General features: G+C 36.5%; 14 protein-coding genes, 1 tRNA gene and 3 pseudogenes. 5 read left to right on the forward strand and 13 right to left on the reverse strand.

All coding sequences use genetic code 11. The features are described 5' to 3' along the window. Positions 1 to 216: 216 nt before the first annotated feature. The 7 genes and pseudogenes from ychF to EZY12_16975 form a co-directional block, all read right to left on the reverse strand. On the reverse strand, positions 217 to 1,308 hold the full coding sequence (gene ychF / locus EZY12_16945) for a redox-regulated ATPase YchF (protein QSX66484.1): 1,092 nt from the start codon (positions 1,306 to 1,308) through the stop codon (positions 217 to 219). A gap of 45 nt (positions 1,309 to 1,353) precedes the next feature. Next, the gene (locus EZY12_16950) at positions 1,354 to 1,557 is read right to left on the reverse strand and encodes a hypothetical protein (protein ID QSX66485.1); all 204 of its coding nucleotides are present in this window, start codon (positions 1,555 to 1,557) and stop codon (positions 1,354 to 1,356) included. Positions 1,558 to 1,774: 217 nt separating this feature from the next. Then, positions 1,775 to 4,177 (reverse strand): annotated as a pseudogene (locus EZY12_16955) (DUF1732 domain-containing protein). A gap of 143 nt (positions 4,178 to 4,320) precedes the next feature. Then, positions 4,321 to 5,496, reverse strand: coding sequence for an ISH3 family transposase (locus EZY12_16960; GenBank protein ID QSX66486.1), 1,176 nt, complete (start codon positions 5,494 to 5,496; stop codon positions 4,321 to 4,323). 203 nt (positions 5,497 to 5,699) lie between these two features. Beyond that, a pseudogene (locus tag EZY12_16965) lies at positions 5,700 to 6,476 on the reverse strand (MFS transporter). 457 nt (positions 6,477 to 6,933) lie between these two features. Beyond that, on the reverse strand, positions 6,934 to 8,148 hold the full coding sequence (locus EZY12_16970) for an FAD-dependent oxidoreductase (GenBank protein ID QSX66487.1): 1,215 nt from the start codon (positions 8,146 to 8,148) through the stop codon (positions 6,934 to 6,936). Between the two features lie 272 nt (positions 8,149 to 8,420). Further along, the gene (locus EZY12_16975; protein QSX66488.1) at positions 8,421 to 9,956 is read right to left on the reverse strand and encodes an NAD(P)/FAD-dependent oxidoreductase; all 1,536 of its coding nucleotides are present in this window, start codon (positions 9,954 to 9,956) and stop codon (positions 8,421 to 8,423) included. 463 nt (positions 9,957 to 10,419) lie between these two features. Between EZY12_16975 and EZY12_16980 the strand changes: the two genes are divergently transcribed. The 3 genes and pseudogenes from EZY12_16980 (at position 10,420) to EZY12_16990 (ending at position 11,443) form a co-directional block, all read left to right on the forward strand. Beyond that, complete coding sequence (locus EZY12_16980) at positions 10,420 to 10,608, forward strand: hypothetical protein (GenBank protein QSX66489.1); 189 nt, start codon at positions 10,420 to 10,422, stop codon at positions 10,606 to 10,608. Between the two features lie 189 nt (positions 10,609 to 10,797). Next, positions 10,798 to 11,163: a VOC family protein gene (locus EZY12_16985; GenBank protein ID QSX66490.1), complete on the forward strand. Its 366-nt coding sequence runs from the start codon at positions 10,798 to 10,800 to the stop codon at positions 11,161 to 11,163. Between the two features lie 118 nt (positions 11,164 to 11,281). Beyond that, positions 11,282 to 11,443, forward strand: a pseudogene (locus EZY12_16990) (gfo/Idh/MocA family oxidoreductase). Between the two features lie 34 nt (positions 11,444 to 11,477). On the opposite strand, the gene EZY12_16995 reads toward EZY12_16990, so the two are convergent. The 6 genes from EZY12_16995 to EZY12_17020 form a co-directional block, all read right to left on the reverse strand. Continuing rightward, positions 11,478 to 11,813 (reverse strand): hypothetical protein, encoded by a 336-nt coding sequence (locus tag EZY12_16995; GenBank protein QSX66491.1) that lies wholly within the window; start codon positions 11,811 to 11,813, stop codon positions 11,478 to 11,480. A 5-nt stretch (positions 11,814 to 11,818) separates the two neighbouring features. Further along, positions 11,819 to 12,010 (reverse strand): 2-oxoisovalerate dehydrogenase E1 subunit beta, encoded by a 192-nt coding sequence (locus EZY12_17000; GenBank protein QSX66492.1) that lies wholly within the window; start codon positions 12,008 to 12,010, stop codon positions 11,819 to 11,821. Positions 12,011 to 12,111: 101 nt separating this feature from the next. Further along, on the reverse strand, positions 12,112 to 12,336 hold the full coding sequence (locus tag EZY12_17005; protein ID QSX66493.1) for a type II toxin-antitoxin system HicA family toxin: 225 nt from the start codon (positions 12,334 to 12,336) through the stop codon (positions 12,112 to 12,114). Further along, entirely contained in the window at positions 12,336 to 12,536 is a 201-nt protein-coding gene (locus tag EZY12_17010) for a type II toxin-antitoxin system HicB family antitoxin (protein QSX66494.1), read from the reverse strand. Before EZY12_17010 ends, EZY12_17005 begins: the two co-directional genes overlap by 1 nt. Before the next feature lie 50 nt (positions 12,537 to 12,586). Further along, a complete protein-coding gene (locus EZY12_17015) occupies positions 12,587 to 13,288 on the reverse strand; it encodes a hypothetical protein (GenBank protein QSX66495.1) in 702 nt (233 codons plus the stop codon). Positions 13,289 to 13,307: 19 nt separating this feature from the next. Continuing rightward, positions 13,308 to 13,380 (reverse strand) — tRNA-Tyr (locus tag EZY12_17020). A gap of 59 nt (positions 13,381 to 13,439) precedes the next feature. Here EZY12_17020 and EZY12_17025 point away from each other — a divergent pair. Both EZY12_17025 and EZY12_17030 read left to right on the forward strand, forming a co-directional pair. Beyond that, entirely contained in the window at positions 13,440 to 14,885 is a 1,446-nt protein-coding gene (locus EZY12_17025) for an aminotransferase class I/II-fold pyridoxal phosphate-dependent enzyme (protein QSX66496.1), read from the forward strand. Positions 14,886 to 14,960: 75 nt separating this feature from the next. Then, complete coding sequence (locus tag EZY12_17030) at positions 14,961 to 15,467, forward strand: DUF1993 domain-containing protein (protein QSX66497.1); 507 nt, start codon at positions 14,961 to 14,963, stop codon at positions 15,465 to 15,467. Positions 15,468 to 15,519: the final 52 nt, after the last annotated feature.

Raw genomic sequence — 15,519 nt, forward strand, 5'->3', positions numbered from 1 at the left:
AGAATAGTATTCTCATCATTGTGGAACAGGTATCTTGCCTTACCAAATATACCATAAATAGCTATTAATATAATAAATTCAGTAGAGCGTACCGCTAATGATATGACTTTTTTTGCGAATTGGAAAAGCTAGTACGAGTTCCTATAAAACATCAAGTATAATAGCACAATAGGTATAAGGTGCGTTAGCCACAGGATAACGCACTTGATTTATTTACTACACATTAAATCGAAATAATAACACATCGCCTTCTTGGACAATATACTCTTTCCCTTCACTTCTGACCAAGCCTTTTTCCTTGGCTGCATTCATTGAACCGTGCGTAACTAAATCATTATAAGCCACAGTTTCTGCGCGAATAAATCCCCGTTCAAAATCAGAGTGAATTACTCCTGCGGCTTGAGGTGCAGACATTCCCGCATTAATTGTCCAAGCACGAGTTTCTTTGGGACCACAGGTAAAATAAGTCCGCAAACCTAAGAGGGTGTAAGTTGCCCGAATCAAGGATTTTAAACCACCTTCTTTTACACCCAAAGATTCCAGAAAATCAGCTTTATCTGCTTCTGGTAATTCCACTAATTCTGCTTCTACTTGGGCAGAAACTATGACAACTTGAGCATTTTCGACCGCAGCAACAACGCGCACTTTTTCGACAAAATCATTACCTGTTGCTAAGTCTTCTTCAGAAACATTAGCAGCGTAAATAATTGGTTTATTGGTAAGTAGTCCTAAACCTTTAATAATTTCGGCTTCTTCGGCATTTAAACTGACTTGACGGACAGATTTACCTTCATTTAAAGCAGCGGCTAATTTTTCTAGAATTGTTACTTCAAACTGGGCATCTTTGCTAGTGCGGGCAAGTTTGCGAGTTCTCTCAATGCGTTTTTCAATTTGAAATAAATCAGATAAACCCAGTTCTAAATTAATGATTTCAATATCTCTGGCTGGGTCTACAGAACCAGCTACGTGAATAATATCATCATTTTCAAAACAACGGACAACATGAACTATGGCATCAACTTCCCGAATGTGGGATAAAAATTGATTCCCTAGTCCTTCTCCTTGACTTGCACCTTTGACTAAACCAGCAATATCCACAAATTCGACACGAGCGGGGACTATTTGGACTGAGGTGGCAATCTGGGACAGAACGTTTAATCGGTCATCTGGGACTGATACCATACCAACATTTGGTTCAATGGTGCAAAATGGGAAATTAGCGGCTTCAGCTTTAGCATTAGCAACTACAGCGTTAAATAAGGTTGATTTTCCGACGTTGGGAAGTCCGACAATTCCGGCTCTTAGCATTTTAGATTTTAAATTTGGGGATGAACTATCTACTATAAAGATAATTCAAACAGGTTGAGGTATGGTTTGGGGAATTGAACCGGGTACTGTTTGGGGAATTGGTGCTGGTACTGTTTCTGGGACTGGTTCCGGGAAAGGTGGGGGAATGCTTGGCTCTTTTGGTGTAGGTTGAGGACGTGGTGGGAGGGGGTTTGGTTCAGGAGTGGGAATTTGGGGTTCGGGGATGGAAATCAATGCGGGGTTAATCATTTTTGGTATTTGGGGTTTTGATTTTGGTGTGTTAGAGACTTCCAAGGAAAAAAATATCCCAAAATTTTTTGTAGTGCGGGCATCTTGCCCGCTAATAATACAAGGAGGGAACCAGATGCCCATCCCACAAGATTGGATAATCTTTTTTGTGGAGTTCTCTAGGGAAAAAGCCTCTCCACTGAGAGGCTTCAGGTATAAATTTCAGATTCTCGAAATTTTAAACAAAGAGATTCGGAGTAATCACAGCTAAAACTCCACCTACTGCGGACGCAACTAAGGAAACAAAAGCGGCGTTAAATAGCCACCATGCGGCATCTGCAAGGGCTTTTTTACTATCAATTGCTTGTTGTTTAGCTTGTTCTTTAATTACTTGGAGTCTTCTTTGGGTTTCTTGCTGGATGCGTTCAGCTTGGTGTAATACCCTATCCCGTGCTGATTCAATTCGATTGATAAGCTGATTAGCTTGTTCTGTGGAGATATCTGGACGAGAACTCAGGAGAGCAACTAGGGTATCTCGGTCAAATTGACTTAAGCGATCGCGCAATGCTTCAAATCCTGCTTGGGGATCATCGAAGATTTTGGCAAAATCATGCTGAATGCCTTCATAACTGAGTTCGGGACGGTCGAGGGAGTTGAGATAGTCGCGGACTCTGCCAAAAACACTATCAACTAGCGATCGCATTTTTTGCTGAATTTGCTCGAATTGCTCAACTATGGAGTTACGTACAGATTCAATTTGGTCAACAATTTTGTTTGCTTCGGCTTCGGAAATATCCTCACGTTGAGAAAGCAAAGCTACTAATGTGGAACGGTCAAATTTAGAAATGCGATCGCTTAAACTACCAAAACTTTCCCGGGGTGAAGATAGTAACAATTGCAAATCGCGTTTTATCCCTTCCGGATTCAGTTCTTCTTTGTTGGTGTTACGCAGGTAATTTTCTAAATTGGCTTCAAAATCTAGCACTTGTTTAGTCGTGCGTTGGGCTAAACGTTGGGGGGCTTTAATAATATTAGCGATCGCTTGTTGTACAGAATCAATGATTTGATTAACTTGCTCTTCACTCAAATCATCGCGTCCAGCCAGCAATTTAACTAATGTTTCCCGGTCAAATTGTGATAAGCGATTACCTAATGCTAAAGCACCTTCTTTGGGGTCATGCAACAACTGTTGCAAATCTCGCTGAATCCCTTCAGGGTTGAGTTCTGCCAAATTAGTATTCCGCAGATATTCAGCTATAGCTGTTGTCGTTTGTGCATACTGTTCTTGTGCTTTTTCAGTAACTTGCTGTGGCGCTTGCAGAATATTATCTTTGACTTTTTCCAAAGAATCTAGAGTTTGATTAATTTCTGACTCACTTAAATCTTGACGCTGACTTAATAATTGCACCAAGGTATCTCTATCAAATTGGGATAAGCGAGAGCGCAAAAGATTTATTCCGGCTTGCGGGTCTGCTAACAGCACTTGAAAATCGCGCTTAATACTTTCAGGATTGAGTTCTTCCTTGTGAGTATTCCGCAGATAATCTTCTACCCTTCCCCGCAATTCATTAGCTTTCTGTCCGGCTTGTTCTTGCGATTGTCTAGCTTGGTCAATAATCTGATCACGACTGCTTTCGAGTTGACCAATAATATTATTAACTTCCTGTTCGCTAATATCGTGACGTTCCTGGAGTAAGGGGAAAAATGTATCCCGATTAAATTTACTCAACCGTTCTTGTAACTCTTCAAAACCCACTTCTGAATCTTCCAGCATCATGCTGAAATTGCGCTCAACTCCTTCTGGATTGAGTTCTTCTTTGTTAGCATTCCGTAAATAATCTTCTATTTGACTACGAAGTTGTTGTGATTTTTCCTGTTTTTCCGCTTGTTGCACAATTGGTAAAACTTCTTGACGAATAGTTTCTAATTGTTGCGAAATTTCTCTCACCCTGTTTTCACTAAGATCACCCCGTTGGTTGAGTAAATTAGTCAAGTAATCTTGATTGATTGCTTCTAAATTATGGCGGAGATTACCGGGATTAGCATTAGAATCATAAATGACTTCTCTAAATTCTTCTTCAACTGTAATGCAGTTGAAATGCCAAGGGAAGGAATTGAGAATATAATCTTCTACATCTAACTTGATAGTATTCTCAGGTTGTTTTGATAATTTCTCAGAAACTTGAGTACCAAGATTACTGGCTTGCTCACTGGTTTTGCTAATGACCTGTTTCACTTGCTCAATAATTTTATTGACATCTATATCTTGAGCTTTACTGCCAATTTTATTGAGTTCATTTGTGATTTCTTGAACATTAATGTCAGAAACATTAACTCTATCTAATACTGCTGTTCCTGCTGCACCCAAGCCATATTGAATAGCTTGATTCAGGAAACCATTGGTTTGTTTGCCATTTCCTCCACCAACAGTTATTAATTGTTGCAATTTTTCACCCAATTTTTCCGATTTCAATTCTTCTGGACTAGCAGACTTGATTAAATCAATTACTTTTCCTGTTGGATTTTGACGATTTAAAACTTGCTTCCAAGCAGCTTCCAGTTGGTCAGCAATTTTATTGATATCTGCCTGAGAAAAATCTGTCCGACTACTGATTAAATCTACAAAAGTCTGACGATTGATCAGTAAACCAAAAAGTTTTTTCCTGAAGGGAGATCGCCAAATACTGTGTAGTATAAAATACTTTTTTATTCCCGATACTCTAATCAGCAGACATAGTATAGATAATAATTACTTATGATTAGCTGGTTAATAATTTCTTGACGCTAACCGGATGGAATATAAATGCTTTCAACGACTTGATATTTCTTCTGTAGGGCTTGAGATAAAAAGGCTAACATCTGTTTGAGTGTAAAAAGTGTGCGATAAATTAATCTACTACCTTTCCTTTTACGACTGATTTTGAGCCATAGTAGATTCACCCAGATGTTAATTAGAAGAAAGGATATTCCAATGAATAGTAATCTCAAGACTGGATTTTTGTTATTCGTCTTAATTCGACAAATATTTTTCAGACGATAACTGGTTTCAATGCCAAATCTTTTTCGATAATCTTGATAGATATAATTTAAATTTGTTTTGACCTTATAAGCAACATAAACAAAGTATTGAACCCCATGCTTTTTATGCTTTCCCTTTCTATATTTACAGACGATCCATAAATCAAATGTGACAAAATCATCTTTGTCTCTTGTAATAGTATAGGTAGTTTTATAACTTTTTTTACCCTTGAGGAATTGTTTGATTCCTCCTTTTTTTCCAGTCTTGATAGCAGGCATAAGAAAGGGAATATCTAATGCCTGTAACCATCTAATTACAGGAGTATTAAAAAATCCCCTATCCAAATAGAGTTTTTTTACATTTATTTTTAGGGATTCAAGTTCTGCTAATAAATAAGTAATTAAAGCCACACTAGTATCTAATTGGCGAACACCTCTTATTGCTAGAGTTACACGCTTATTATTACTAATAACATATAAAGTGGCATAGGCATAAAATGAATTAGTACCAGATTTAGCTTCACTTCGATATATGTAGGGTAATTCTGACGATGTTGGTTGACCATAATAACAAATTAAATTTAAATCAATCGCTATTTTCAAACACCCTTTTTTTAATCCTAAAGGAATTCGACTTTTTAATGCTTGATTTATTTGCGCTTCTAATTCCTCAAAATTGTTAATTTTATTGAGATGATATCTAATATCATTAGCTGTCGGAATATTTTTTAACAATTTAGCTGTGTTTTCAATACTGTCTCCAGTGCTGGCTGCTTTAACCAGAATCTCGAATAAAGTTTGTTGGTCACAGGCTCCTTGCGTTTCAATCGAAAAATTTTCTACTAAACACTGAATAACCTCATCAAGAGTTTCTGAGTCGGTTAAAACGAGTTCTTCTGTAGACTCGCCCCGCGTGGCTTTTGTTAGAGATGAAACAGTCAATTTTTTCAGCCAATATGCTACACACTACTTTCATCATTTCATATTTTGATCCAGTGCAAATTATGATAACTATTTCTTATATATTTGGTATTCTATAGTACATGAGTATCTGTCGTATTTTGTTAGTGATGCCTGCTGCGTCTGTAGCAATAGCGTCAGCACTCCGTAAAAATCACTCTTTGGGAAAAACTTTTTGGTTTACTGTTGATATTTTCCAATAATTTACTATCACCGATATCTCGCAAATCTACATCTTTTAACAATTGGTCAAATTGATTTCTAATTTCTTTGATATCTAGTTGTGGTAACTTTAGAGAACTCAAAGAAGTTTGCAAAGTATTTCTAATACTATCAGCATCAAAACCAGAAGTTAATTCTCGACGGACTGCGGCAGTAATTTCTTCAGCGGTAGAAACCATCTGTTTCTGAGCAACATTCGCACCAATAGCAGTCGTGGCTGTACCCAGCAAACCTTGAATACCCGAAGTGACAGTGCTAACAAAAGAACCAACTATAGAACCTAGGGCATTAGAACCCAACCACATGATCACTGTGAAGTAGGTTGACCAAATAACTACACCGATTATTGCTCCTAAAAATGTACTTTGAATTAAACTCAGTTTAACCGCTAGAAAACAAGCAATAAATAATGCAATACTAGAAGAAAAAATTGCCCAAGTCCCAATCTTAGCTTCTACTTTGCGAATACTTCCACCTAATGTTTGAGTATCATCAACATCAGAATATACACCAGTTCCTAAAGCTGAAATTCCCGAAGCTACAGAGAGATTTGTGAACAATAATTGAAAAGCAAACGCCATGAGAACACCACATAGCAATGCGACCAAAAATTTAGGACTAGAAAAAATAAATGGTGTTTGGGCTGAAGGAGTTAACACTTCACCTGTTATTCTTATAGGCGCTAATCCTAAATCTAAATAGCTCAATTGTAAATTCATTACCAAATTTGAAAACATCATGCTTTTCTCCTTTAATTACGAACGATACTTACTGTTTACTTCGCTTTTCAAGTGAATAAAATCTGGTTTTATTTGAAATATGCAAATCAAATGTTATATAGGACTAATATTTGATTTTTGAAATATACGTAGGGTGGGCATTACCCACCCTACTTAAAATTTTTTAAATATCATTTATGATTCCTATAGACAAATATTAGCTTCATTTTTTCGCTCAAGTCTTCTGCCATTCGACACATTACGCCTTAGAGGTTGTTTGAAAAGTATTAGATGAAACCGATAATCTCCAAAAACCTAACCCCCCTGCCCCCCTTCCCTAGGAGGGAAGGGGGGTTTCAAAGCCTCTCCCCGCTTCGGGGAGAGGTTTACAAGAGGGGTTAATTTATACCTTGAAAACTTTTAAAACATCCTCTTATGAGTTTTCTGAGAAAAGTCCCCCACTTTTAAACCAGTAACATTATCTAATTAACTCAGCAACTCGAATTGCCGAAGTGATAGCACCTTCATGTAAACCATCACCTAAGTAAGCTCCTGCATGGTAGGTATTGTTATCACCATTTGTCATCATAATTTCGTTTCTGTAACGGAAAGATTCAACGGTGTAAAGAGGCGTGTGGTGTTCTTGAATATGGATAATTTTTTCTTCAGCTATCAAGTGATCTAATTTAAAAGCCAGGCTGTATGCAGGTGATAATGATATGGCACAAAGCCGATTCAGATAAGCATTATATCCCCAGCCTTTGTGAGTTTGAAAAAAATCAAATTCTGAATATTCTTTAATGCCATATCTGGCATACATTGAACTATCGGTATGAATCACTGTTTTAGCCTGGTTTTTTTGCCATGCAGAAAACCATTTAATTTCATCTTTTGTTGAGTCAGATAATAACTGGATTACCTGGTCGGGTGGCGTTGCAAAAACTACTTTATCAAACAGATAGTTTGCATCATCTGATAGCCTAATTTGAACAGAATCAGATTGTCTATAAATTTCTGCAATATCAACATTCAGCAAGATTTCACCTTGAAAACGTTCTCGGATTTTTTCAATATAGGAATACACTCCTCCTTTAATTCTCAACCACTTAACAAATACATAATCTTGTAAAACAGGAATTACCAGTTCCGCAGGCACATTATCAATGAATTCAAAGGGGATTGAGTAACAGTACATTGTCAGTAATTTTATCCAGTCGTTACGGATAGACTGGCAGTTTAAATATTGAGATAATGATTGATTATACAGGTCTTGTCTTTGAGAAAAATGTGATCTCACCCATAGTGCAGCAGAACTAGCATAGAGAGTATTTAGCTTCAACTGTTCAATTACTCGCTGAATTCCTGTAAAGTTATTTTGAATCATTAAACCGGAAAATAAATGATGACCATTTTGCCAGAAAATTGCTGAACCAACTTCTACTGGTTCTAATTCCACATCCAATTCTTTCATCAATTCTCGGAAATTATAAAAATTATCAGGAAATTCCAGAACACCAGCTTCTAAAAATTGGTTAGGGTCAACTTTATTGGATTTAACATTTTTATTTAATGTCCGAATATGACCACCTAATATTGGCTGTTTTTCAAAAACTGTCACATTATGACCTTTTTTATTGAGCAGATATGCCGTTACCATTCCGCTTGCACCACCACCAATAATTGCTATTTTCATATATCATCTAGTAGGAGTCACCGAGTCAGGAGTCAGGAAGAAGGAAGAAGGAGTTAATGAACCACGTTCGCGGAGCGTCCCGGAGGGATATAGGGACGAAGGACACGAAGGAAGAAGGAAGAAGACTGTGTTTTTGAAGAAGTTTAATCATTCATTACTTGATTTTCTAGTCTCTTTGTCTGTTGTTATATTAAAAATGAGTTCTCCTATCCATATAGGATTAAATTCTACTTGGTAAAAAAATCTACGAATTTTGTATTTTCTGATATTTATTAAAGTGATAAAATCAAATCCCCTGATAATCTTTGATAAAGACTTGCCCCAGTCCAAAATGTCGGAGCAAAACCGGGATAACCAGATGAAGCATTACAAAAATAGAAATTATTTAAAGATGTTTGATGATTTAGTCTGCCAATTCCCATATTGCCAGGAGTGAGATTGGAACCATAGGAATTACCTTGGGGACACCAACAAAATCGCTCATTTGTTGTCGGACTACCAGTCATTTTTAAAACTAGATGTTTTCTCAGATTGGGAATATAGTTTTTTTCAACCACATCAAGAATGAAATCTAAGATTTCTTCTTTTTTAGCTCTGTAAGCCTTTTTATCTGTTTCTTTCAAGTTTTTGAAGTAATCATAATTAGCAACGGTTAAAAATTCAATGATTTGATGTCCTTCTGGACAGTCGCCCTGATTTTCTGTTATTAATGTAGGTGTGGTAATGGCAAAACTGGGATTAGAAAAATCATGGTTTTCATACATTTGATAAAATGCGGCATTTAAATCTTGATGACCTGTATGAAAGGTATTCCATTTGCCAAAACCATAGTCTCGCAGATCAATATCTTTAACAACGCAATAAGCCATATAATTAGATGGGGAATACTCATAATTAAGCTTGTTGCGGACTGTCTGAGAGAAGTGTTCTAATCCAATCATCTGGGCAGCTTTTTGAGGATCAATATTACAGATGATTGTTTCAGCAGTAAATTCACGAATTTGATGGGTAATTCTATCAATTGTCTCAACCCCAGTTATTGTTTTATTTATTAATTTAAAATCAGTTACTTCTTGATTGAGTAATACCTCACCACCATTTTCTTCAATCACTTTAACTAAGGAATTAATTACATACTCAAAATGTTGGGTCGGGTAAAAAGCTCCTTGTTGATATCCAGTAAACAAAATCACCCAAGCAAAAAAGGAAACTTGATCTGGGGGTAATAAAAAATCAGGCCATTGCAATGCTAATAAAGTTTGTGCTTCTTTGGGGAGGTTGAATTTGTCGAACACATCCTGAAGCGTACTTTTAAGATACATCACGGCACAGGAAACTTCACTGAAATGTTTGAATAATTCAACCGGATTTATGGGAGGTGATAATTTTTTTACTCCCGCGCTGGTTTTTTCGACTTCCAAAATAAATTTACAAATGCTTTCGCTATCTTCGGGAAAAAGATAAGATAGCCGTCGAATTAATTCTGATGATGATGAGGGTATCTCCAGTGAATATCCTGGCATTTTCATGTGGTCAAAACCATCAGGATTGTATCTTTCAAAGGTGACTTTTTGATCTAAATTTAGTTGCTTGAGAACCCGATTGACAGTGTATCCTTCACCGCAATCCCAAACGTAATGTAGTTGGGCATTAAATTTATATTTATTCGCAATTGTAAATGTGTGACCAAAGCCTCCTGGATGTTCATGAGCTTCCAGTATTTGCACTTTCTTCCCGGATTTTGCCATTAAAGACCCAAATACTAATGCTGACAAGCCACTGCCGACAATTAGGTAATCCGTTTTCATAAGACCTCGCGGGATAGGTGGAAATCCAGCAGAATGTGGCTGACGCGCTGTAGATACATCAGTTGAAAGCTTTACGGTCGGCGCTTTTTGCCAAAAACCAAAAGTAATAAGTTAAGTGTGCATCAAGTGAATCTAATTTTTCATGAATCCTGAGAGGTATTTAATCATCCTGAAGATAGAATTATCATTCTCAATGGCAAACCAGAATAATGGGGAAAACAATAGTTATTGCGGAAATATGCTTTGATTAAGAGGATGTTTTAAAAGTTTTCAAGGTATAAATTAACCCCTCTTGTAAACCTCTCCCCGAAGCGGGGTGAGGCTTTGAAACCCCCCTTCCCAGCCTTCGGCACGCTGCGCTAACGTAGGGAAGGGGGGTAGGGGGGTTAGGTTTTTGGAGATTATTGGTTTTATTTAATACTTTTCAAACACCCTCTAAGGTAGTCAACCACAACTATGCACTATGTTTATAAAAGTTCATCTAGTTGTCATTATTAATAATAATACCTTATTGGTATTTTATACGGAATCGGATTGCTGGGAGTTTCGGTTAATTAGTGCCGGTGGTCAAGTGTTTGGTGAACAGAGAATTTACTATAGTCCAGAAGCAGCAGAAAAGGCAGGACGGGAGTGGATTTATCAGGGATACTAATGATGGTGGTAAATCTGTATCATTAACAATTTATGAATTAAAGTCCTAAAATTTATAGGTTACTTATTCTATGAACTGTGGCATACTTTAAGATAGAATAAAACTCAAACCCCACAATAATAAAATATTGGTATTATCAATTTTTATACCCAGTTGAGATTAATTATTTCCTGAAAATAGAGGTGTAACATGACAATTACCCTTAATCACACTATAGTACCTGCACACGATAAGGAAGCATCTGCACAGTTTTTTGCCCAGATTTTCGGTTTAATGGTAGAGCCTCCTCTGGCTCACTTTGCTGTTGTCCGTGTCAATGATCAATTGACCTTTGATTTTGATAACAGAGAGAATTTCGAGTCACATCATTATGCTTTTCATGTTAATGATGAAGAATTTGATCTAATTTTTGCACGGGTTAAAGAAATGGGTTTGGAATACAGTAGCGACCCTATGCACCAACATCAAGGTGAAATAAATCATAGAGCTAGTGGTCGAGGTTTTTATTTTTATGATCCCAATGGTCATAATTTGGAATTGCTGACCCGTGAATAATACTAGTCCTATTAACATTAAATCGGCGGTTAGAAACCGCAACTACACAAGCAAAACCCACCTCCGTGGGTTGGGAAGGTAAAAGACAAATTACGTCTGGGAAATTTGAGCCAATAAAATTATCAAAACACTCTATCAATCTATTCAAACAGGTCAGCCTGTGCGTGTAAACAATTTTGATCGTGATCAACGCCCGACATCGGCTCAAACTCTTGAACTTCCTGCTACTGAACAGAAACCAGAATTAATTCATGCTACTCCAGTTGGTGGTAAAGCTTAAAGCAAAGTTGGTTTAAAGGGGAAAGAAAAAATCTTTAATCTTTTCCCTTTAACTCTTTCCCTTGATCATTGTCAAACAATTCTAATAAACCAACTGTACCGACAAAAAATGTATAAACTCCATATTTGATTGCTGGTTGATTTTTACTTGGTGCGTAAATACTAGCAATTATTGCTTCGACAAAATGAGCAGATAAGGCGATATGGGCAAGTATTAAAGCCGGGTTTAATATATTAGCAACTGGTAATTCCTGGTTAGTTGTGATTGTTTGAATGTTCCATAATTCTAAGGCGATCGCACTAGGAATGAGAATACTAGAAATAATTTTGATGATGGAAAATAATTTTTCTTTTACAGATTTTAAATTCATGTTATTTAGAAAATGTTTTGTACCTGAATAATTTTAGTCCGCTTTTGTTTATCGGGAAAATGACAGTGAACAGCATCAGAAATCATTATTCGTAGTGTTTCGATATCATCAGCTTGAGTAAAAATTGATTGGCCTAATGCTGTGGCTGTATAACCACCATCTGGATCATCTTCAACGAGAAATACAATTTTAATCATAGGGATATTTTTTGAGGATGAGATTATTTTATAGCAGAAATAGCGATCGCATGATTTACCTTTGAAAATTCAAAATTGCTTTGATTACTTCTCAGTACAAGTTAACCTCTCCATTCAGACTCAGGAATTTTTGCTCCTTGAACAATGCTTAATAATGTGCCAATAGGTAAAGTCCGTCCTTTATGTTCAGGAACAATTACTTGTAACCCTAACTCTTCATTTCTCCATTTGCGATGACTACCTTTTTGAGAAATAAGTTCAAATCCATATTGTCTCAGGATATTTTCAACCTGTCTCGCAGTCATGCGACGAACTCGCTCACTCATTAGACAGTGATCTCCCTTGCAATTGCACCAGGAGATAACTTAATTAAATCTGGCTGTAAATATAGTTGAATAGCTTCTTTAATATTTTCTAAAGCTTCTTCTTCAGTTTCACCGGCTGAAGTACAACCTGGTAATTCTGGACACCATATAGCCCAATCTCCTGTTTCTATATCTGATTCAAGAATCACACGCCATTTCATAAATTAGTCCTTTTAGAGCTTGTTCAGAAATTAAATAGGAGTCCTATATATTAATTACTAACATATTGATTTATTGGTTTCCTTTCCAACTCTTGTTTTCTCGTTTCAATATTACGATTTTTTGTTTTATCAATATATTCTTCTAAAGCAGTTAGATTTATCCAATAATTATTATGAAACCCCTTATTGGGAGATTGAACCAAATCTCTGATTATCAAACCTAAAAATTTATGAACTTCAAACTGCTGAATAAGTTTCTCTGAATCCAAATTAGCTAATTTCTGCGTTAATTCTTTGCTTTCAGCCGTATTTTTGCTATTTAAAGCATAAAACCATTGTCCGTGAGCTATCTTATTTCTGATTTCGCTAGGCTCTTTTATATATTTGGTAATAATATTATGCAAATTTTTTTTTCTATTATGTAAATCAGAATTTTTGTCCCAACTTCCTACCTTCGCTATGGCTAAATTAATCATTTTTTCCCATTTACCAAAAATTGTGTTTATACTTTTTATATGAGATATCTCTGATTGAGAAAATGCTGATGGTGTATAGACTATTTGTGTAAATTGAGCCTCAGACCATGCACAATATAGCAAAGCCAGGAGTTTTGTTTTTATTTCCACTTGAAAATCATCTGATTTTCTTAAATGAAAGTTAATATCCTTAATTAGGTTCCTTTTCACTTGTTCAAGTTTTCTTACATTCTGGCTTTGTAGCTTATATAGCTCAAAAATTTCTTCATTAGTCATAGCCGCTGTAATGTTTTAGTGGGGGGGATGGGAATCGAACCCATATACTCACTGTTACAGTGAGTTGCATTAGGCCACATTATGCTACCCCCATGTTGTCTAATCAATTATAGCAATAAAGACAGTATTTTTCACTTAATTTAGCACAAAAATGCCAAATCAAAACCAAACCCCCCTGATAGATGCCTTAAAAGCCTGTACAACCCGACCTCATTCACCGTTTTACACCCCAGGACATAAACGCGGTATGGGCATTTCCCCAATTTTAACCGATTTATTAGGTAAAGAAGTTTTCCGCGCTGACTTAACAGAATTAGCAGAATTGGATAATTTATTCACACCCCAAAGTGTAATTCTCGCAGCGCAAGAACTAGCAGCAGAGGCTTTTGGGGCTGAAAAAACATGGTTTTTAGTTAATGGTTCTACCTGCGGAATTGAAGCCGCAATTCTTGCTACTTGCAGAACGGGAGATAAAATTATTCTCCCACGAAATGTCCATTCTTCCGTAATTTCTGGATTAATTCTTTCTGGGGCAATTCCTATTTTTATTTATCCTGCATACAACTCAGATTTAGATATTGCTCATAGTATTACACCAGAATCTTTAAAAACAGCATTAGCAAAACATCCAGATGCCAAAGCCGTGCTGATAGTTTATCCTACTTATAATGGTGTTTGTGGAGATTTGCCAGCGATCGCACACCTTACCCATCAATATAATATCCCTCTCATTGTAGATGAAGCACATGGCGCACATTTCCATTTTCATCCTGATTTACCTACCTCAGCTTTAACCGCAGGTGCAGATTTAACAGTCCAATCAATTCATAAAACATTGGGGGCAATGACACAAGCATCAATGTTACATATTCAAGGAAATAGAATTGATATTGATAGAGTTAATAAAGCTTTGCAATTAGTTCAATCTACCAGTCCTAGTTTTATTCTTTTAGCATCTTTAGATGCTGCACGTCAACAAATGGCAATAGATGGAAAAAAACTGCTTTCCCAAACATTGGAACTGGCAAATAAAGCCAGAAATGAAATTAATCAAATTCCTGGTTTATCAATTTTACAATCTTCCAATTTTTTAAAATTAGATCAAACTCGCTTAACAGTGAATGTTTCTCAACTAGGGATTACCGGATTTACCGCTGAAGACTTAATTAATGAAATGGGTGTAACTCCTGAATTTTCATCTTTAGAAAATCTCATTTTTATTATTAGTATCGGTAACACAGAAAGCGATATTCAACATCTAATTCAAGCATTGTTTAATCTTACCCAAGTCAAACCATTGATATCTGAGTGTCAACCGTGTAAGAATAGAAACAATGATATGATTGCTCATTTTATGTGCATTTCTCCTCGTGAGGCTTTTTTTGCTGATAGTGAAACCCTCCCTATAGAGAAAACCCCAGAACGGATTTGTGCAGAAATTATTTGTCCCTATCCTCCAGGAATTCCGGTATTAATGCCAGGAGAACTAATTACAAAAACAGCTTTAGAATATTTGCAAGAAATACAGAAAATTGGTGGTTTTATTACAGGTTGTGCAGATGAAACTTTGCAAACTATAAAAGTTGTGAAAGTATAGCTTGATGTCATCTCGTTTTTTTGTCCCTTATTAACAGAGAATAGTTTTGAAGACCTGCTTTAAGGAGAGACTTTCATGACTATTTCTATGTATCAAGCCTTAGTGCCACCAATCATTCGCGCTCTCAATAATCTCATGGCCATTCTGGAAAAGGGTGCTGCACACGCAGAAGCTAAGAAAATAGAGCCGTCAATACTGATCACTAGCCGACTCTATCCTGATATGTTGCCGTTAGTGCGACAAGTGCAAATTGCTTCTGATATTGCTAGAAGAGGTGCAGCTAGACTGGCCGAATTGGAAGCCCCCCAAATGGAAGACACTGAAACTACCTTTCCTGAGCTTATCGCTCGTCTTCAAAAAACCGTCGCTTATCTGGAAACATTAACACCAGAGCAAATTGATGGTACAGAGGAAAAGTCAATTTCTCTAGCAATAGGTAAAGAAACCATGAATTTTGAGGGATTACCCTATGTACTTTACTTTATTCTGCCTAATGTCTATTTTCATGTTACTACTGCTTATAACATTCTCAGACATTGTGGTGTAGAAATTGGTAAGCGGGATTTCCTTGGTAATCCTTAACTATCAATAGTTTCAGAAAGGGATACAGCCGGAATGCTTGCAAGTACGATTC

This window comes from Dolichospermum sp. DET69, assembly GCA_017355425.1.
In the GTDB taxonomy this organism is placed as follows: Bacteria; Cyanobacteriota; Cyanobacteriia; order Cyanobacteriales; family Nostocaceae; genus Dolichospermum.